The organism is Nodularia spumigena CCY9414, from assembly GCF_000340565.2.
Classification (GTDB): Bacteria; Cyanobacteriota; Cyanobacteriia; order Cyanobacteriales; family Nostocaceae; genus Nodularia; species Nodularia spumigena.
Map to the genome: position 1 here is coordinate 4,877,994 of NZ_CP007203.1, position 19,229 is coordinate 4,897,222.

General features: G+C 41.6%; 16 protein-coding genes. 7 read left to right on the forward strand and 9 right to left on the reverse strand.

All coding sequences use genetic code 11. The annotated features are described in order from the left end of the window. Positions 1 to 7: 7 nt before the first annotated feature. The 3 genes from NSP_RS21290 to NSP_RS21300 form a co-directional block, all read right to left on the reverse strand. Entirely contained in the window at positions 8 to 454 is a 447-nt protein-coding gene (locus NSP_RS21290) for a response regulator (RefSeq protein WP_006196079.1), read from the reverse strand. Then, positions 451 to 3,003 carry a GAF domain-containing protein gene (locus tag NSP_RS21295; protein ID WP_006196080.1) on the reverse strand — a complete coding sequence of 851 codons (2,553 nt, stop codon included), beginning with the start codon at positions 3,001 to 3,003 and terminating at the stop codon, positions 451 to 453. The genes NSP_RS21290 and NSP_RS21295 overlap by 4 nt, the downstream gene beginning before the upstream one ends. Before the next feature lie 930 nt (positions 3,004 to 3,933). Further along, positions 3,934 to 4,710 (reverse strand): S8 family serine peptidase, encoded by a 777-nt coding sequence (locus tag NSP_RS21300; protein ID WP_332306395.1) that lies wholly within the window; start codon positions 4,708 to 4,710, stop codon positions 3,934 to 3,936. Positions 4,711 to 4,967: 257 nt separating this feature from the next. Between NSP_RS21300 and NSP_RS21305 the strand changes: the two genes are divergently transcribed. After that, positions 4,968 to 5,240, forward strand: coding sequence for a hypothetical protein (locus tag NSP_RS21305; protein ID WP_006196082.1), 273 nt, complete (start codon positions 4,968 to 4,970; stop codon positions 5,238 to 5,240). 232 nt (positions 5,241 to 5,472) lie between these two features. Further along, the gene (locus tag NSP_RS21310; protein WP_006196085.1) at positions 5,473 to 6,138 is read left to right on the forward strand and encodes a Uma2 family endonuclease; all 666 of its coding nucleotides are present in this window, start codon (positions 5,473 to 5,475) and stop codon (positions 6,136 to 6,138) included. 149 nt (positions 6,139 to 6,287) lie between these two features. Here the strand turns inward: NSP_RS21310 and NSP_RS21315 are convergent, their stop codons facing one another. Both NSP_RS21315 and NSP_RS21320 read right to left on the reverse strand, forming a co-directional pair. Further along, a complete protein-coding gene (locus NSP_RS21315) occupies positions 6,288 to 6,623 on the reverse strand; it encodes a XisI protein (protein ID WP_006196086.1) in 336 nt (111 codons plus the stop codon). Then, on the reverse strand, positions 6,611 to 7,027 hold the full coding sequence (locus NSP_RS21320; RefSeq protein ID WP_006196088.1) for a XisH family protein: 417 nt from the start codon (positions 7,025 to 7,027) through the stop codon (positions 6,611 to 6,613). Before NSP_RS21320 ends, NSP_RS21315 begins: the two co-directional genes overlap by 13 nt. Positions 7,028 to 7,091: 64 nt before the next feature. Here NSP_RS21320 and NSP_RS21325 point away from each other — a divergent pair, with 64 nt between their 5' ends. Together NSP_RS21325 and NSP_RS21330 are read left to right on the forward strand one after the other, a co-directional pair. Then, positions 7,092 to 7,724, forward strand: a complete 633-nt coding sequence (locus tag NSP_RS21325; RefSeq protein WP_006196090.1) for a S8/S53 family peptidase — start codon at positions 7,092 to 7,094, stop codon at positions 7,722 to 7,724. Between the two features lie 614 nt (positions 7,725 to 8,338). Next, positions 8,339 to 9,325: a GntR family transcriptional regulator gene (locus tag NSP_RS21330; protein ID WP_006196091.1), complete on the forward strand. Its 987-nt coding sequence runs from the start codon at positions 8,339 to 8,341 to the stop codon at positions 9,323 to 9,325. Positions 9,326 to 9,401: 76 nt separating this feature from the next. On the opposite strand, the gene NSP_RS21335 is transcribed toward NSP_RS21330, so the two are convergent. From NSP_RS21335 to tig, 4 genes are all read right to left on the reverse strand, one after another. Beyond that, positions 9,402 to 10,307: an alpha/beta fold hydrolase gene (locus NSP_RS21335; RefSeq protein WP_006196093.1), complete on the reverse strand. Its 906-nt coding sequence runs from the start codon at positions 10,305 to 10,307 to the stop codon at positions 9,402 to 9,404. 83 nt (positions 10,308 to 10,390) lie between these two features. Continuing rightward, the gene (clpX, locus tag NSP_RS21340) at positions 10,391 to 11,725 is read right to left on the reverse strand and encodes an ATP-dependent protease ATP-binding subunit ClpX (protein WP_006196094.1); all 1,335 of its coding nucleotides are present in this window, start codon (positions 11,723 to 11,725) and stop codon (positions 10,391 to 10,393) included. A gap of 9 nt (positions 11,726 to 11,734) precedes the next feature. Continuing rightward, complete coding sequence (gene clpP, locus NSP_RS21345) at positions 11,735 to 12,433, reverse strand: ATP-dependent Clp endopeptidase proteolytic subunit ClpP (protein WP_042202090.1); 699 nt, start codon at positions 12,431 to 12,433, stop codon at positions 11,735 to 11,737. A gap of 270 nt (positions 12,434 to 12,703) precedes the next feature. Further along, complete coding sequence (gene tig / locus NSP_RS21350; protein WP_006196098.1) at positions 12,704 to 14,125, reverse strand: trigger factor; 1,422 nt, start codon at positions 14,123 to 14,125, stop codon at positions 12,704 to 12,706. Between the two features lie 787 nt (positions 14,126 to 14,912). Here tig and NSP_RS21355 point away from each other — a divergent pair. The 3 genes from NSP_RS21355 (at position 14,913) to NSP_RS21365 (ending at position 19,207) form a co-directional block, all read left to right on the forward strand. Next, on the forward strand, positions 14,913 to 15,962 hold the full coding sequence (locus NSP_RS21355; protein WP_006196100.1) for an aspartate-semialdehyde dehydrogenase: 1,050 nt from the start codon (positions 14,913 to 14,915) through the stop codon (positions 15,960 to 15,962). A 280-nt stretch (positions 15,963 to 16,242) separates the two neighbouring features. Beyond that, on the forward strand, positions 16,243 to 17,127 hold the full coding sequence (dapA, locus tag NSP_RS21360) for a 4-hydroxy-tetrahydrodipicolinate synthase (protein ID WP_006196101.1): 885 nt from the start codon (positions 16,243 to 16,245) through the stop codon (positions 17,125 to 17,127). A gap of 307 nt (positions 17,128 to 17,434) precedes the next feature. After that, the gene (locus tag NSP_RS21365; protein ID WP_006196102.1) at positions 17,435 to 19,207 is read left to right on the forward strand and encodes a ribonuclease J; all 1,773 of its coding nucleotides are present in this window, start codon (positions 17,435 to 17,437) and stop codon (positions 19,205 to 19,207) included. The last annotated feature ends 22 nt before the right edge of the window (positions 19,208 to 19,229 follow it).

The window sequence follows — 19,229 nt, forward strand, 5'->3', positions numbered from 1 at the left end:
AATTATTTCACTCCGGTGGCAGTTTGACAATTGCAAACCAGAAATTTTCTATAGATTGTACAATTTTAACGAATTGATCAAAGTCAACCGGCTTAGTGATAAAACAATTAGCCGAGAGGTTATAAGCTTTGAGAATATCTTCCTCAGATTGAGAAGTTGTCAAAACAACGACAGGAATCCGCCTGAGTTTTTTATCAGCTTTGATTTCTGCGAGGACTTCCCGCCCGTCTTTTTTGGGTAAGTTTAAATCAAGCAGGACAATATCTGGATGAGGTGCATTAGCATAGTTTCCCTGTTTTTGCAAGAATGCCATTGCTTCTACGCCATCTTCCACCACATTCAGGTTAACTGAGATTTTGCTATCTTCGAGGGCGATTCTGGTTAGTTCAGCATCGCCGGGATTGTCTTCTACTAACAAAACCTCAATGGGCATAATCGCTGTGGTATTATTCACGATTGTTTACCAACCTTTTCTGGAATTGTGAAGTAAAAAGTCGAGCCTTGACCCGGTTTCGACTCAACCCAGATCCTGCCGCCGTGGCGTTCTATAATCTTTTTACAAATTGCCAACCCAATTCCAGTCCCTGGGTATTTACTTCTACCGTGTAAGCGTTGAAATATCACAAAAATACGTTCAGCATATTGGGATTCTATACCAATTCCATTATCACTCACGGAGAATAGCCATTCATTTGGGGGAGTGGGGAGTGGGGAATGGGGAATGGGGAGTTGTTCTTGTGTTTGTTCTGCTTTCACTGCTCCCAGGTGAATTTTTAGTGGTGATTCTCCCCGGAATTTGATGGCGTTACCAATTAAGTTTTGTAACACTTGGGTGAGTTGAGTAGGATCAGCCATGACTATAGGTAACAGGTCATGGGTAATGATTGCGCTACTCTCTTCTATGGTAAATTTGAGATTGGCGATCGCCCGCTCAAAAATCATGTTAAAATCAACTTCGACAATGGGCTGTCCTCGGCTGGTAACACGGGAATAATCCAACAAATCATTAATCAGACTCTGCATCCGCCGCGCCCCATCGACAGCGTAGGTGATAAACTGTTCCGCATTAGCATCTAATTGATGTTTATATTTGCGTTCTAACAGTTGTAAATAACTTGTCACCATCCGCAACGGTTCCTGCAAATCATGGGATGCGACATAAGCAAACTGTTCTAATTCAGCATTAGAGCGAGCCAATTCCTGAGTATGGCGGGTTTCTTGTTCTAATAACTTTGCTTGAGCCAAAGCAATTCCAATCTGGTTAGCTATCTGTTGTAACAAATCTAACTCAAAGCTGTTCCACTGGCGAGGTGTAGCACATTGATGAGCAATCAACAAACCCCAAAGATTTTCCCTGACCATAATCGGGACTACAAGGTTAGCTTTTACACCTAAACTTTGCAGAAATTCCCCATAGCAGTCTTTAATATCAGCTTGTTCAACGTCTACAATTGCAGCGACTCTGCCTAGACGATATTGTTCCACATAGCCTTGTTCTTGAAAACAGGGGTCGAGAATGTCTTGTCCTAAAACCACAGGCCAACCAGGTAGTACAGCTTCTTGTACCACCGTTCCCGAACCATCAGCCCAAACTTGAAACATCACAACTCGGTCAGCTTCCAGAAGTTTTTGGACTTCTTTGACCGTAGTTTGGAGAATTTCCTCTATTTCGAGACTTTCGCGAATTTTGAGGGTGATTTCTGCGAAAAGTTGCGAGCGCAAATTCTGACGTTTTAATTCCTCTTCAGCTTGTTTGCGTTCAGCAATATCAGTATGGGAACCTAGCATCCGCACCACATCACCAGTTTTATCCCAAAGAGCCTGTCCGCGATCTAGAATCCATTTATAACTACCATCTTTACATAAAAGTCGATGTTCGGTAACATAGAAAGGTGTTTTCTTGGTAAAGTGATTTTCCAAGGCTTGCAGGACATAATTTAAATCATCAGGATGGACTAGTTTTTCCCATTCATCCAAATGATTAGCAATTTCCTGGTCTTCATATCCCAGCATTTCCTTCCAGCGAGTGGAGAAAAACACCTCATTGGTTTTGACATTCCAATCCCAAATACCATCATTATTACCCTGTAAGGCTAATTGCCAACGTTCTTCACTTTGTCGCAGGGCTACGGCTGTTTGCTGCTTTTCGGTAATATCTTGGAAATACACAGACAAACCATCACGCGAGGGATAGGCGTGAACGCTAAACCAACCTTTGAGGGGTGGATAGAATTCTTCAAATTCCACACTAACTTGTTGAGCGATCGCTCTGTGATACTCATGATAAAATTTTGTCTCTACCAGTGCTGGGAAAACTTCCCAGATATTTTTACCCAATAAATCATTTTTGCTTTTCTGCAACAGTCGTTCTGGTTGACTATTAATATATGTAAATCGCCAATCTTGATCTAACGCAAAAAAAGCATCAGTGATACTTTCGAGTATATTTGTAATCTGGGTTTTAGCAGCTTGCTCATGAGTGATAAATTCCTCACTAATGCGAGAGACTTCCGATACATTACGTCTGAGTTCTAGTTGGTTAATTACCAAGCGACTCAAAGCCACCAGCGCGTCTACTTGTTGTTGGCTCAGTTGCCGTGGTACTTTGTCAATTACACACAGAGTTCCCAACATATAACCCTTCGGAGTAATCAAAGGGACACCAGCATAAAACCTCACATAGGGATAATCAGTCACCACCGGATTTGTTGCTAACTTCGCATCAGCTAAAGCATCGGGTACTATGACAACATCCCGTTTTTCTTGGCAAAGGTAAGATAACCCGACATTACGGGGCATTTCCGGCACATCCAAACCGAGTTTTGCTTTAAACCACTGACGATTTTCATCGATAAAATTGACTAAAGCTATGGGTGTACCACAGATAAAAGCAGCTAATTGAGCTAAATTATCATAAACTTCTTCCGGTTCCGTATCCAAAATTTGATACTGGCGGAGAACTTCCAGCCTCACCGCTTCATCATTATTCGATTTAGCATTCATCCGGTTTTATAAAAAAATTAAAAAATTAAAAAAATCAAGTTTCACCGCATATTTCTAGTGTAACAAGATTAAAAGTGATGGTATTTCTGTATATATTGGAAGTTTAAAGGTACATCAGTCAAAATTTGATGTATAATTCAATACTATTTAGTTGAGGGTAGCACTTTTTTTGACCAATAGTTCCTTAATGGTACAAGCCCCCAGATTTATCTGTGGAATCAATCAATCGAAAATCCCAAATCTAAAATCCTCAAGCCCCTAGATTCATCTGTGGGGTCAATCTAAAATCTAAAATCTAAAATCTAAAATTGTTTGACATACTAAGTTATTAGACAAAATGACCCCTGGAAGGGTTGCTCAGGCGATGGGGAGCATTTTTGCGGTGAAACGAAAGCGGGCTTTACCCTTTTTTTGATTTCTTGGTCATAAATCTGGGTCAAAGCCCTGCGAAAACCAGAGCGATCGCTCTTCACTATAACTATAGCGGTATGCAACTTCAATGAAGTACATCATAGCCCCCTCCTCGCTTGCGGGGCTACCGTGTACACACAAGTCTGAAAATTCTACCTAACGCTTGGTTTTGTTGTCTAGTTATGTTCTAGGATTGCGCCGAAAAACCTGTCATTGCGTATCGCTAAGGCGAAAGCTCCGCTAACGCGTAGCGTCTCGCAGAGAGGAGGAACGACGTTCGCGTAGCGTGTCGCCTTGCGACTCAGCAATCCCAACGACCAGGGGACAATGCGATTACTTCGTTCCGCTATCGCTCCACTCGTAATGACAATTTAAAGGGTTTAAAAGGCTTGAAACCCTTGTAGATATTACTTGTGTGTACACCTTAGGCTTGCGGGGAGGGGGTTGGGGGTGGGGTTGTTGTATCTCACTTAACTGATAATCGCTATAGCAACTTTGGTTATGCAAGAAATTGGAGATTTAAATAACTAACACCAAATACGACCACGACGGAGCAGTTTCTAATAAAGCGGTTCTGACCTTAGCAGGGTCGGGTTTTTCACCGCGTTGAATTTGCAGACTTAGCAGTAAAGCAGCCACTGCTGAAACAATGGGGGTAGCAAAGCTAGTACCACTGAGTTTTTGTGTCCCTCCTCCCGGTTCTGCACCTAAGATGTTTGACCCTGGTGCTAGGATGCCTTGATTTTGGTAAATTTCCCCCCAGTTGCTAAAGTCTATGGGTTTACCTTGGTCATCCATCGCCCCTACTGCTAATACAGTGGGTAAGGATGCGGGGACGTGCAAACATTGGCAACCATCGTTACCCGCAGCAGACACAATTAAAACATTGTTGTCTTTGCATAGTTGCACAGCCTTATCTAACCAACCTTCAGCTTCACCATTATCGGTGAGTTGTCCGGCGCTGATGTTGATAATATGCGCCCCGGCATTAACCGCTTGTTCAATGGCGCGAGATAAATCTAATTGAGAAGATTTCCTATTATTATCACTAAAAATAGGCACGATTAAACCCCGACACCGGGGGGCAATTCCTTCAACGGGTGATTCCGGTTGACCAAATATAATACTGGCTACATGAGTACCGTGATTGGACATACTTTCACTGGTAGCTTCTCCCTGTACAAGAGTTTGCACCCTAGTTAAATTGGCTGCATTAAAGCAGGAATCGGATTGATCAACTAATCCATCCAGTACCGCTACACATATTTGTGAATCACCCTGTGTTAACTTCCATATTTACTGTCCAAAAAGAGTTAGAAAAAACAAGAATCGAAAATGTTAGACTTTACTATTATAAATCCTTCAACTAATCTCTCAGCAATTGGCAACCCAACAAAATTAAATCACACACAAAATCACCAAAATGTTGGGTAACATCCCTCAACCCAACCGACACAATTTAAATAACATCCTGTAAATCCTTAAATCCTGGAAATCCTGATTCTGACAATTTCATTATCTAAACTATAATTGTAATAAAGAATTTTATTTTTATGACAATTCCCACAACTATTAACTTACCCGAAAGTTTAGCTGCTTCTGTCCAGCGTCTTGGAGAAGCAACAGCGCGAGAGATATCAGACGTTTTGCTTGACACCCTAGAAATAGTATTACCTACCTTAGATAATCTCTCAGAAATTAGCATTAATTCAAGCATTCCTGATATTTCCGATCAGGAACTTCTAGAATTAGCTAATTTAAAAATGGATGTAGTGCAAAATCAACGCTTGGGAGAACTACAAGCTAAAGGAAAAAATACAGGTTGAACAGCAGGAGAACGTTATGAATTATTAATTTTAATGTCCCTTTATCAAATCGGACAATTAAGAAAATCTGAAGGTTTAGCCGAAGCTGTTAAACGGGGAATAAAAACTCCTTTATTACCATAACCAAAATTCCTCATACAACATCCTGAAAATCCTGAAATCCTGGACATCCTGATTGGTGACAATTTCATTTTCTGCAAAATTTGAGGAAATTATGATATCTCCTAACGCCATGTCTCCCATCTTAACTATTCCTCCCCTAGAAAACGGCGACAAATTAACCCGTCATGAATTTGAACGGCGTTATCATGCCATGCCGAATTTGAAAAAAGCCGAATTAATTGAAGGAGTAGTTTACGTGGCATCACCCGTTAGAGCAAAACAACATGGTAAACCCCATGCTCGCATTATGACTTGGTTAGGAACTTATGAAGCAGCTACCCCAGGACTGGAAGCACTGGATAATACTACCGTCCTTCTTGATACAGATAACGAACCACAACCGGATGCTTTATTAAGAATTGAAATAGGAGGACAATCAAGAATAAATAAAGATGATTATGTAGAAGGTGCGCCAGAATTAATAGTAGAAATTGCTGCTTCTAGTGCTTCCTATGATTTACATGAAAAACTCAAAGTTTATCGTCGTAATCAAGTCCAAGAATATTTAATATGGCGAGTTTATGACCATCAATTTGATTGGTTTAGGCTACAACAAGGGGAGTATATTCAACTTCAACCCAATGCAGATAATATAATTTGTTCCCAAATATTCCCCGGTTTATGGTTAGATAAAACAGCATTATTAGGAGGAGATTTAGGAAAAGTGTTAACCATTGTCCAGCAGGGTTTAGCAAGTCCAGAACATGAGGATTTTATTAGTAGATTATCTAGTTAGTCCGATAGCGTAGCGTGGCGTGGCCATATCAGGATATCCAGGATTTTTATGGTGTTTATACCAAAGGTTTGCTTCACTTTTCTGAGGGTAAAATCACTGTATGACATAATGTAAATATTTCCAAGAATGATGTAAAATCTATGTGAAAATCAACCAACAGCAAAACCTGTATATTGTCTCACCAAAGGTTCATGAAATGCTAAAACAATATCTGATTTTGGCACTCCTAACTTAACTAACTCATCTGCTATGCCAATCTCAGTTCCATCATGTTGTATCCAAATTTTCTGATCTTTAATATCCAAATGCAAAACACAACCATGCTGCCGTTTTCTATTTTTCCAACCCACATACATCAATTGATAATGATCACCAAAAGTATCAAAAATCAATTGTTGTTCAATTTCATCTTTAGCTGAACCTAATTGAGCATATTCTGTGATCACTTGTTTGACATAATTGCGATATTGTTCTAGTTTTTCCATGCTACAATTACCTCCTGAACTGGATCATAAATCATGATTTTAAGTTGGGAACGCTCAACAACTGTTTTAATAAACTGCAATTGAAAGAAAGAGTAATAAATTCCTGAAGGAACAGCTAAATATAAAACTCGTTCTGGTTGTTGTTCTTCTAATGCCAAATGATAATTAAAAAATTGTCCAATGGCTTGATGAAATTGAGAAATATTAGATGTACCAATAAAACTCTTAATTTCCACCGCTATTTTTTCTCCTTCTCTTTCAGCAGCTAAAACTTGCTCCGCACCGAGATCAATATACATTTCCACATCACCAACTTCTATTCTTAAAGGATCATCTGTAATCACCCAACCTTCTTTTTCTAACCCTATCCTAACAGCATCATGAAAAATATCTTTAGCTGGCATTAACTTTATAAAAGATTAGACTTTTCACCCATAATTATAACATCAATTACACACAATCAAAACCATGCCAGACCTTACCGACATCCCCGGAATTTCTCAAATTTGGACACGCACAAAAGGCGACCCCCGGATTAAAATTGCTATCCTTGATGGTGCAGCAGACTTAGAACGCAGTTGTTTTCAAGGCGCGAATTTTAGCCAATTTCAACCCTACTGGTCAGAAGATATTGAACTGAACGAAGAATACTTTTATTATCTCAATTTATATTTAGAATTTAACCAACAACAAAAAGATAAAAAAGACGACCCAGACCACGATAAAGAAGAAGCGAAAAAAGAACAAGAAGCATTTTTTGCCCCCTTTCCTCCAGCTATTAGACAACGGATAGATTTATCAAGTCATGCTACTCATATTTCTAGCACCATTTTAGGGCAACACGGCACACCAGCCCCAGGCATTGCCCCTTTATGTACAGCATTAAATATTCCCATTTCTTTTGCTGGTGATGATTTTATTTCCCCTATTAACCTCACCCACGCGATTAATACTGCTTTGCAATGGGGGGCAAACATCATCCATATCGCCGCTTGTCACCCCACCCAAACCGGAGTAGCACCAGATTTATTTGCCCGTGCTGTCAAACAATGCCAAGAAAGCGGTTCTCAGTTCAATACCTTAGCCAAATTACGAGGGTGAGATAATAATGCTTCAACCATGAACTCCCGTTTCTTGCTAGGCTTGGCAAAAACAATCAGTCCTAAAAATTCCTTGAAGGTTTCCCACAAGGGTTTTTTAATGTATTGACGGTAGGATAAGGGTTTTAGATTCTAAACAACCTTTTTCTCGAAACGCTTATGTATGCTTGTTTTTGCCGTTTTTGCCAAAAATTATCAAGGCTCTTATTTTGGCTAAGGTATTGAGTTAAGTGAGATATAAGAACCCCACCCCTAACCCCTCCGGTGCAAGCGAGGAGGGGAACAAGATTTAAGCGGAAATCTTGTTTTTAGGACTTGAAACTCTCTTTGAGCCAGGATGTGTGTACACCTTAGGCAACCGAGGAGGGGGCTATCATGTACTTCATTCAAGTGCATACCGCTATAAATTTTACCAACGGGTTTACTGATAATTGGTATGTGATTATTTGATATAACTATGCCAGTAACTCCAGCTATTTCCCATCAAAGTTATCAATTAGCAAAACTGAGCGGATGGAAAATTTTCATCTAAAAAATTAAATGTGTATATAATATATCTAATATGTAATAAATGCACCTAGTTACTTGCCCCTAACAATATCAACAGGTTTGGTAATGATTCAATTCCGTATTCAGCCAGACAGTGAAATTCCCGCTTCCAACCAGCTATTTAATCAAATTCGGTTTGCGATCGCCTCCCGGCAATATCCGCCTGGATACAAACTGCCAAGCACACGGGCGTTAGCCATGCAAACTGGGTTACACCGCAACACCATTAGCAAAGTTTACCGCCAGTTGGAAGAAGACGGGTTTGTCGAAAGTCTAGCTGGTTCGGGAATTTATGTGCGTACCCAAGGTCATGAAGGCGGTAGCAGGCTGCAATCCCCTGTCGTCAAAAAACAAACCGAAGATGCATATAAACTGGTGCAAAAAGCACTAGATGAGATGCTTTCTCAAGGCTATTCACTCAATCAAGCGCGGGAGCTATTTTTAGGTGAAATTGATTGGCGCTTACGTTGTAGCGCCCAAGTTCTGGTTGCAGTTCCCTCTCATGACATGGGTGCTGGTGAATTGATGGTGTATGAGCTAGAAATGTCTCTAAACATACCTGTACAGTTGGTAGCAATGGAAGAATTAACAGCCGTGCTAAATAAAACTAACTCAGCAACGGTGGTAACAAGTCGTTATTTCATTAGCGATGTGGAAGCGATCGCCGCTCCCAAAGCTGTACGTGTGATTCCTCTAGATATCTACGACTACAGCAAAGAACTCGACCTGTTAAAAACTCTGCCAAAGCAAAATTGTGTAGGTATAGTCAGTCTCAGTTCCGGAATTGCTCGTGCCGCAGAAGTGATTCTTCACGGTTTACGAGGAGATGAGCTATTGATCATGACTTCACAACCAAAAGATGCGTACAAAATCAGAGCGATCGTCAAGCGGGCAGAAGTAATTATCAGCGATCAAGCTAGTTTTCCCACTGTACACGCAGCAGTACAAGCATCACTTGAAGACATTATTCGTCCACCTAAACTGATTAAGGTGGAAAATTACATTGGGGCTAATTCGATTAATTTGTTAAAACGCGAACTGGGTTTGGGCTAAGTATTTCGCATAAATAAAATTAACCTGCTTGTGCTTCGAGTGCTTTGACCGAAATCTAAAATCTAAAATCTAAAATCTAAAATTGTTTGACCTGCAAAAACTCCTGCACCCGCATTAAGTAAGTTGGCGCATCTTCCAACATCGGGAAATGGGATGTATTGGCAATCATGGCAAACTCAATTTTATCGCTCTGTGCTGCCGCTTGACGACCCATCTCGGCAGGAATAATCTGGTCATACTCACCAGCCACCAGCAAAATCGGTACTGTCACCTTGGCAAACTCCTGGGGCATTAATTCCGCTTGTGCTTTACTGACTGAGGTATAAATTGTCCCCAATGCTGCATCATAATCTGCTTCGAGAAAATCTTGTAAAAAAGCCTGACGCTCGGAATTGGGAATGGGGCTATGCAAGAATCTAGCCATAAATATTCTGTCAGCTAACGGTATTTTACCTAACCACTTGGGACGAAATTTAACTACGTAGCCCCCAAATTTATGAAAAGCAGTAAAGGCTTTTTCATCGTACTCAAAAATACCACTACAGGTTAAAATTCCTCGTTCTACTCGTTGGGGATAGCTGTTGATAAACAATGTAGCAATAGATGCACCCATTGAATGAGCGTTAATATAAATGCGCTGGAGTTGCAATTCATCTAGCAAACCTGCTAAATCCTCAGCATACTCTTCTAATTCATAGGTTAACTCTTTGATTGCTGCTGATGTTTCTGGGGTTGATTGGGACTCCATAACAGATTCACTGGTTTCGGCTATGGTAGGTTTTCCACGAGAACGCCCAAAACCCCGCAAATCGTAGAGTAAACAATCAAATTGGTCTACTAAAGCATCAGCCGTACTTTTCCAGTACCTAGCCGAACCAGCCCAACCATGAATAAAAACCATTACTGGCTTTACCAAAGAACCAGATGGTTTTTTCACCCATTCATAATAATGCTCAACACCACGAACACAAATATAAGGCATCTTTCAAAAGTCAAAAGTGAAAAATCAAAAGTCAAAAGCCAAAAGCCAATGACCAATGACCAATGACCAATGACTAATGACTACTAAGCTGATTCTGGCTTAGGTAGAGAAGACGGATGCACAATCAATTCAGCTGTTGAGCGCTTCTCTACCATTTCCTTGGTAACCATGCAGCGACTAACATCCTTACGGGATGGTAATTCGTACATGACATCAAGCATCAATTCTTCCACGATACCCCGCAAGGCTCTAGCGCCTGTTTTCCGGCGGTAGGCTTCTTGAGCGATCGCCCGCAAAGCATCCTGTTTAAAATCTAATTGGACATTATCCATATTTAGCAGCTTTTGGTACTGTTTCACCAAAGCACTGCGTGGTTGGGTCAAAATCGCCATTAGCGCTTCTTCATCCAACGGATCAACCACGGCTACCATTGGAACACGTCCAATAAATTCGGGAATCATGCCAAACTTCACTAGGTCATCCGGTTCTAGATAACGGAGAGTATCAGCAGTCCGCTTCTCTTTAGACTGAAGGTCTCCGGGCTGGACAAAACCCATTGACTTTTTACCTGATCTCTGATCTACTACCTTATCTAAACCTACGAAAGCACCGCCACAGACAAACAGAATATTACTAGTATCAATTTGGATACAGTCTTGGTAAGGATGCTTACGCCCTCCTTGAGGTGGCACATTAGCGATTGTCCCTTCTAACATTTTCAGCAAAGCTTGCTGCACGCCTTCGCCGGAAACATCGCGTGTAATCGAAGGGTTTTCACTCTTGCGAGCTACTTTATCTATTTCGTCAATGTAGATAATTCCGCGCTGGGCTTCCTCGACATCCAAATCTGCCACTTGTAACAGTCGCAGCAGGATATTTTCCACATCTTCACCGACATACCCTGCTTCTGTGAGTGTAGTGGCATCAGCCACAGCAAAGGGTACATCCAAGATTGTCGCCAAGGTTTGCGCCAAGAGGGTTTTACCGCAACCAGTCGGGCCAATTAACAAAATATTGGACTTTTGCAGTTCGACAGCATCATCTGCCTCATTTTTGCCTTTCGACTGAATGACTGCTAGTCGTTTGTAGTGGTTATAAACCGCCACTGACAATACTTTTTTGGCTTCGTCTTGACCAATAACGTGTTCATCTAGATAATTTTTAATCTCTCTCGGCTTGGGAATTTGGTTAAATGAGAGATTAGAAGAGCGCGCACGCCGTTTTTGCGGTGGTTCTGATCTTGGTGCTGGTTGTGACGCTGCCGTATTCGTGTCCAGTAGCTCTTCATCTAGGATTTCATTACACAAGTCAACGCATTCATCGCAGATGTAGACTCCCGGCCCTGCGATTAATTTACGCACCTGCTCTTGAGACTTGCCACAAAAGGAACATTTTAAATGGGAGTCGTACTTAGACATACCAGCCTCTTATTTCAGAATGGTGACGTTTTCCCCGGCGGTGGGAATATTTTGTCTGGAAATGACTTGATCAATCAAACCGTAATTTTTTGCCTCTTCTGCGGACATGAAAAAGTCACGTTCAGTATCTGCCTCAAGTCTTTCCAGTGGTTGACCAGTGTGATGGCCTAGTAACTGATTCAACTTAGCCTTCACATACAGAATTTCTCTGGCTTGAATCTCAATATCAATGGCTTGACCTTGAGCGCCACCCAGTGGTTGGTGAATCATGATGCGAGAGTCAGGGAGAGACATTCGTTTACCAGCAGAACCTGCTGCTAATAAAAATGCCCCCATGCTTGCGGCTAATCCAAAGCATATAGTAACAACATCGGGACGGATTTGTTGCATTGTATCATAAATTGCCATCCCTGCGTAGACGGAACCGCCAGGAGAATTGATATATATTTGAATATCTTTTTCTGAGTCTTCCGCGTCTAGGAACAGCAATTGAGCCACAATTGAATTGGCAACAGTATCATCGATGGGAGTACCCAAGAAGATAATTCGCTCTCGCAGCAGGCGTGAGTAAATATCAAAAGCCCTTTCTCCCATGCCAGACTGCTCAACTACCATCGGTACAATGTTGGTAGGTGCGCTCATGTGGGAACTAAATTTGATTCTACTTAAACTATTGATGGGGTCATTTCCCGACTGCGATAGAAGCATATAAGAACAATTGAGAATTAAGTTAGGACAGGTTTGCTAGCAGTTATTGCTGCTTTTTTCGCGGATGCAATTTTATTTGAGCTATTTGTTAACCATTATGCCTTATCTCTATAGCTCTGGGTAAAGCAGATCAAGCTAAAACGATCACAGATGCCCTATTTATTCAAGATTTCTTAAATATTTCACCTGAATTTGGTGTAGAAACGCGATAAATCACGTCTCTACAAGAAAGTGCCGAGTCGAAAAATTTTTACTCAGCACTCAGCCACATTATATTGATTCTGTACTAGCGGCGGCACTTTCTGCCTCGCTCTGAGGTTCAGTTGTCTCTGACTCGCCTGCTGTTTCTTCTGCGGGACTCAGAGAACCTTCGGGGACAAGTTCGACTGATGAATGTTCTAGCAGCCAATCAACGATTTTTTCAGTTAACATTTCGTTTTCGACAACTGAGCGCATTCTATCAGCATCAATGTCTTGGTCTGCGTACTGTTCCATCAATTCTGCAACTCTGGCTGCAACTTCTTCCGGTGTTACCTCGATGGACTCACGTTTACTGACTTCCAGTAATCCCAAAGAGCGTTTGAGGCGTTCAATGGCCTCATCGCGCGATCGCTCCCGCAATTGAGGAATAATATCTTCAGTAAACAGCTTTCTCACGTCCAAACCTTGCTGAGAAAGCCGCATCGCTGTTTGGTTCAGCATCGCGTCTATTTCTCTGTCGATCAAGGTTTCTGGTAAATCAACTTCTATGTACTTCAGCAGTTCTGCTAGCAAAGCTTCCTGCTGGTTCGATTTGGTTTTTTCCTCAGCCTCTTTCTGATGGCTTTCTGCTAAAGAAGCCCGCAGTTCCTCCAAGGTGTCAAAGTCGCTAACTTCCTGGGCGAAATCATCGTTCAATTCCGGCAGTTCTTTTTCCTTGAGTTCTTTGAGTGTAACTGTGAAAACGGCAGCTTTTCCAGCTAACTCTTCATTGGCATAAGGATCTGGAAACTGAGCCGGAATTTCTCTAGTTTCTTCAGGATTCATCCCCACCATGCCCGATACAAAGCCAGGAATAAACTTGTCTTCTTCCAATTCTAGTTTAAAGTCTGTGGCTTCGGCTCCCGGAATTGGTGTTGGCTCGGCTGTTTCGTCTTCCCCTTCACCTTTTGCCAGTACACCTTTAAAATCAACTACAGCCACATCACCAATTTGGGCTGCACGTCCTTCTACAGGAATCAGCGTTGCTAATTCTTCCCTTTCCTTTTTTAGGACTTCATCAACTCGATTAGTGTCGTGTTTTATTTCCTCGGCTTTGGCTGATAAACCTGTGTACTGTACCAAATTTACTTCTGGTTGTACATCTACAGCCGCTAAAAAAGTCAGGGGTTTTCCTGGTTCATAATTACTAATCAATTCCTCAAAGGAAGTCCGCAGTTGTGGTTGTCCAATTGCGGGAATTTCTTCTTGTTTGAGGGCTTTTTCTACGCCATCTTGAACTATTTCCTCCAGCGCTGCTGCTTTGATTCGAGCTACACCAAGGCGCTGTAGTAATATCGGCCGCGGTACCTTGCCTTTACGAAACCCAGGAATAGTTGTAGTACTAGCTAAGTTTTTAATTACCTGTTCGTAAGTTTTCTGGGTAATTTCTGGCGTAATCTCGATTTCCAGCCCGATTTGGCTGGCGGGAAGTTTTTCCTGGGTAACTTTCATGCTTCGTCTCTAATATTTATTTCTGGTTTTTTTGGCTCCAAGTACGCACAAGACGCGATTTACCGCTTCTGTGGGTTGATTTCTCTTGGTTTAGGAGTGGGAGGTGATCTGTCAAAATCCCATATTATATGGATGAGTGCCTTGAGTAGATATCCAGTTTACCGCCAATGGCAAAGGACTTGACAATTTACCGCAATAAGTTTACCTATGGAAACTCGCAGTTATTACAATAACTTAAGCAGTTGTTCCTTTCTAAATTCAAAGGTCTAACACCGTGATATCCTGGTTCTCAACGAGCATCTTCTGCTATAAATTGTTTTGCTGTTGGGGGTCTGTCTGCCTTGTGGGACTCAGAATGACTGTTACCCGAACAACGAAGCTACACTTTGTAAATGTACTGGTTGCAGTCCCTCTGGATCATAGTACATCCACCGTTATTGGCAACCCACTTTACCAGATTGATATTTGTTTATTTTAAAACTTTCAGAATTACACCATGCTTAAGTGTAGATACTCCTTTTTTTCTACTGGACATGAGGTTGTTGTATAATAGTATTATATACTATTATAAATAGGTTTGATATTTTAGCAGCAATCCTAGTAAATTTCAACATGGTTTAAGTTAATGTTAATGTCATCTGGAAAGTAAACGCACTATATTCAGAAAACTCCCATAGAATTAAAAAAAATTATTAAAAATCAGCGATCACTATTGAGACAAGTAAGTATAAATTGTCCAGCGTTAGTTTAAAAAAATACACATTACCTCTTAAAGGAGAAAGCCAGTTTGTCGAAATCCTATCGTGTAGCTATTTTGGGAGCCACTGGTGCTGTTGGCACAGAGTTGCTGGAATTACTAGCAAGCCGGAATTTCCCGGTGGCGGAATTGAAGCTATTAGCATCGGAGCGGAGTGTGGGGCGATCGCTCCGGTTTAAAGGGGAAGATATACCAGTAGAATTAGTGAGCGATCGCACCCTAGAAAATGTAGACCTAGTTCTAGCGAGTGCAGGTGGTTCCACATCCAAGACTTGGGCAAGTGTGGCAGTAGAAAAAGGTGCTGTAGTCATAGATAATTCCAGCGCCTTTCGGATGAATCCCGAAGTTCCCTTAGTCGTACCAGAGGTAAATCCCTTAGCTGCTGCTAACCACCAAGGTATTATCGCTAACCCTAATTGCACCACAATCTTGATGAGCGTGGCAATTTGGCCTCTGCATCAAATCAGCCCCATTAAACGCATTGTAGTTTCCACCTATCAATCAGCCAGTGGCGCAGGTGCAAAAGCAATGACAGAAGTGCAAACCCAAGCCAGTGCTATCTTACAAGGACAGCAACCAGTAGCTGAAGTTTTACCTTACCCCTTGGCGTTTAATTTATTCCCACATAACTCTCCCTTGAACGATTTGGGTTACTGTGAAGAAGAAATGAAAATGGTCAACGAAACCCGGAAAATTTTTGACGACCAACAAATTAGAATTACAGCTACCTGTATACGGGTTCCCGTACTTCGCGCCCATTCCGAAGCCATTAATCTAGAATTTGCCAATCCCTTTAGTGCAGATGCAGCTAGAGAAATTTTAAGTCACTCTCCTGGAGTAAAATTAATCGAAGATTGGGAAAAGAATTACTTTCCCATGCCGATGGAAGCCACAGGTCAAGATGACGTTTTATTAGGTAGAATTCGTCAAGATATTTCTCACCCATGCGGCTTGGAACTTTGGCTTTCTGGAGACCAAATCCGTAAAGGTGCGGCACTGAATGCAGTCCAAATTGCCGAGTTATTGGTAGAGAAAAATCTCCTCCAACCAGCAAAAACATACGTTTCTAGTGAGAAATAATAACCAATTAGATTTCAGGTATTTTACACTAAGAAGATATATAAAAATCGATATGTGTGAAATACCCTTGAAACAAATTGTCCAATAGGTTATTAAAATAGAAAACCACCGAGAGATGAAATCAGTGAACAGTGAACAGTGAACAGTAATGAGTTTACAGTTAACACCGATGTAGCGAGGGAATTAAACCCCATTATGTCTGTTAACTGATAACTGATAACTGATAACTGATAACTGATAACTGTGAAAAACCAAGAGGCAAATTAGGAGTAAAAACAGGGTGGGAGAATTTGGCAGAGTTTTAACCGCTATGATTACGCCGTTTAAAGCAGACGGTAGTGTTAACTATGATGTAGCGGCAGAACTAGCAGCACATCTAGCTAACAATGGAACAGATACATTAGTAGTATGTGGCACAACAGGTGAATCCCCTACCTTAAGTTGGGATGAGGAATACCAGTTGTTTGTGGAAGTATTGCAGGCAGTGGGCGGTAAAGCCAAGGTGATTGCAGGATGTGGTTCTAATTCTACCAAAGAAGCGATCGCAGCTACGCAAAAAGCTGCTAGAATAGGAGTACATGGTTCATTACAAGTTGTACCCTATTACAACAAACCGCCACAAGCAGGTCTTTACCAGCACTTTCAAGCGATCGGCCAAGCTTGTCCAGAACTACCATTACTGTTATATAATGTCCCTGGACGTACCGGACAAAACCTCAGTCCAGAAACTGTTGCCCGGCTAGCGGAAATTGACAATATTGTTGGCATCAAAGAAGCAACTGGAAATTTAGACCAGGCGAGTGAAATTCGCCGCTTGACACCAAAAGAATTTCAGATTTACTCTGGAGATGATTCCTTAACCTTGCCCTTGTTAGCAATTGGGGCAACAGGAGTTGTGAGTGTCGCTTCTCATCTGGTAGGTAATCAACTACAGCAGATGATTCAAGCTTTTAATGCGGGAGAAATCGCTACGGCTACCGAAATTCATCTACAACTATTTCCGTTGTTTAAAGCTTTATTTTTAACTACAAATCCCATTCCAGTTAAACAAGCGCTGAAACTTCAAGGTTGGGAGGTCGGTTCAACTCGTCTACCGCTATGCGAAGTAGACTCAGATGTTACTGATAAGTTAAAGGTGGTGTTAGATAAACTCGATTTAATTTAGATGCCAATTTCTGGAATATCTACCAGTTATCACTTGACATTTTTATGCTGAGACTGTTGGCGATATCTGGTTTTGTAGTTGAGTAAAGTATGGCATTTAAAGAACCATAGATAAGATAATTCTGTATTTGATGAATATCAGAAGAGTTATATATGTGAAATCGTTTTATTCAAGGCATAACTGAACATCTCCAACATCATTTAGCTGCTTTTTTTACATAGAAAGCTAGTATTTTCTTTCATACATAACCAGATTGATAATTGTGAATTTATTAAAGCTGAAAAACCAACAACCATCCAAGGACAACATGGTAAATAACGAAACTAAATCTGCCCTCAAAATTATTCCCTTGGGCGGGTTGCATGAAATTGGCAAAAATACCTGTGTTTTTGAGTACGAAGACGAAATTGTTCTTCTCGATGCCGGATTAGCCTTTCCGACAAAAGGAATGCTAGGGGTAAATATTGTCCTGCCAGATACAACCTATCTACGGGAAAATCGCCATAAGATTAAAGGCATGATCGTTACCCACGGTCATGAAGACCATATCGGAGGTATCGCTTTTCACCTCAAGCAATTTGACATCCCGATCATTCATGGCCCTAGATTAGCAATGGCAATGCTAGAGGGTAAATTGGAAGAAGCAGGAGTACGCGATCGCACTGAGTTAAGATCAGTTAAACCCCGTGATGTGGTACGGATTGGTCAACATTTCTTTGTAGAATATATCCGCAATACCCACTCCATTGCCGATAGTTTTACAGTGGCTATTCATACGCCTCTAGGTGTAGTCATCCATACAGGAGACTTTAAAATTGACCATACACCTGTAGATGGCGAACACTTTGACTTACAAAGATTAGCCGAACACGGTGAACGAGGTGTACTTTGCTTATTGAGTGATTCAACTAACGCCGAAGTACCAGGATTTACCCCTTCGGAACGTTCAGTTTACCCCAACCTAGACCGAGAATTTGGTCAAGCTACCGGGCGCTTATTTGTCACCACCTTTTCATCCAGTGTGCATCGCATCAACATGATTTTGCAGTTGGCGCAGAAGCATAACCGTGTGGTGTCGGTTGTGGGTCGTTCAATGTTGAATTTGATTGCCCACGCCCGCAATCTGGGTTACATCAAGTGTGATGATAGTATCTTCCATCCATTGCACGCAGTCCGGAATATGCCAGATGAGAAAGTCTTGATTTTGACTACTGGCTCTCAGGGTGAAACAATGGCAGCCATGACCCGCATTGCCAACAAAGAACACTCCCAAATCAAAATTCGCCCAGGAGATACGGTACTATTCTCTGCTAACCCGATTCCTGGCAATACTATCGCTGTGGTCAACACCATCGATAAATTGATGATTCAAGGGGCAAAAGTGGTCTATGGAAGGGACAAAGGCATTCACGTCTCTGGTCACGGCTGTCAAGAAGAACAAAAATTGATGATAGCCTTAACTCGTCCCAAGTTCTTTGTGCCATTTCACGGTGAACATCGAATGCTAGTGAAGCACTCCCAAACGGCTCAGAGCATGGGCATTGTTCCCGAAAATATGGTAATTATCGAAAATGGCAACATCGTTGAATTAACAGAAGACTCTATCCGTGTTGCTGGTAAAGTCGCATCTGGTATCGAACTTGTGGATACCACCAGCGCTGGTATGGTCAGTGATACAGTCTTGCAAGAACGACAAAAAATGTCAGAAGAAGGCATTGTTACCATCGCCGCCGCTATCGATTGGAATGGCAAACTGCTTGCTAAACCAGAAACTCATCTACGGGGTGTTGTGACTAGTGTAGAGCGATCGCTGGTACAAAAATGGGTACAACAGCGCATTGAAGAAATGCTCACTGTGCGTTGGTCAGAATTTGCCCAGATTCGTGAAGGCGAAAAACCAGAAGTAGACTGGGGTGGACTGCAAGGGATGTTAGAGCGCGAATTACAACGCTCCATTCGTCGAGAATTGCAATGTCAACCCACTGTAACTTTATTGATGCAAATTGCTGAAGAACCACCTGCGAAAGTTTCCGATGGTAGAAGACGACGGACTCGCACTACAGCGCAGGTAGCATCTTAATCAAGCTGCTGAGTTAAATTTG

What these genes read in the sequence shown, in the direction of transcription:
- NSP_RS21295 (WP_006196080.1), bottom strand. Translation starts at nt 3,003, where the DNA reads ATGAATGCTAAATCGAATAATGATGAAGCGGTGAGGCTGGAAGTTCTC.
- NSP_RS21305 (WP_006196082.1), top strand. Translation starts at nt 4,968, where the DNA reads ATGACAATTCCCACAACTATTAACTTACCCGAAAGTTTAGCTGCTTCT.
- NSP_RS21310 (WP_006196085.1), top strand. Translation starts at nt 5,473, where the DNA reads ATGTCTCCCATCTTAACTATTCCTCCCCTAGAAAACGGCGACAAATTA.
- NSP_RS21315 (WP_006196086.1), bottom strand. Translation starts at nt 6,623, where the DNA reads ATGGAAAAACTAGAACAATATCGCAATTATGTCAAACAAGTGATCACA.
- NSP_RS21320 (WP_006196088.1), bottom strand. Translation starts at nt 7,027, where the DNA reads ATGCCAGCTAAAGATATTTTTCATGATGCTGTTAGGATAGGGTTAGAA.
- NSP_RS21325 (WP_006196090.1), top strand. Translation starts at nt 7,092, where the DNA reads ATGCCAGACCTTACCGACATCCCCGGAATTTCTCAAATTTGGACACGC.
- NSP_RS21330 (WP_006196091.1), top strand. Translation starts at nt 8,339, where the DNA reads ATGATTCAATTCCGTATTCAGCCAGACAGTGAAATTCCCGCTTCCAAC.
- NSP_RS21335 (WP_006196093.1), bottom strand. Translation starts at nt 10,307, where the DNA reads ATGCCTTATATTTGTGTTCGTGGTGTTGAGCATTATTATGAATGGGTG.
- clpX (WP_006196094.1), bottom strand. Translation starts at nt 11,725, where the DNA reads ATGTCTAAGTACGACTCCCATTTAAAATGTTCCTTTTGTGGCAAGTCT.
- clpP (WP_042202090.1), bottom strand. Translation starts at nt 12,433, where the DNA reads ATGCTTCTATCGCAGTCGGGAAATGACCCCATCAATAGTTTAAGTAGA.
- tig (WP_006196098.1), bottom strand. Translation starts at nt 14,125, where the DNA reads ATGAAAGTTACCCAGGAAAAACTTCCCGCCAGCCAAATCGGGCTGGAA.
- NSP_RS21365 (WP_006196102.1), top strand. Translation starts at nt 17,435, where the DNA reads ATGGTAAATAACGAAACTAAATCTGCCCTCAAAATTATTCCCTTGGGC.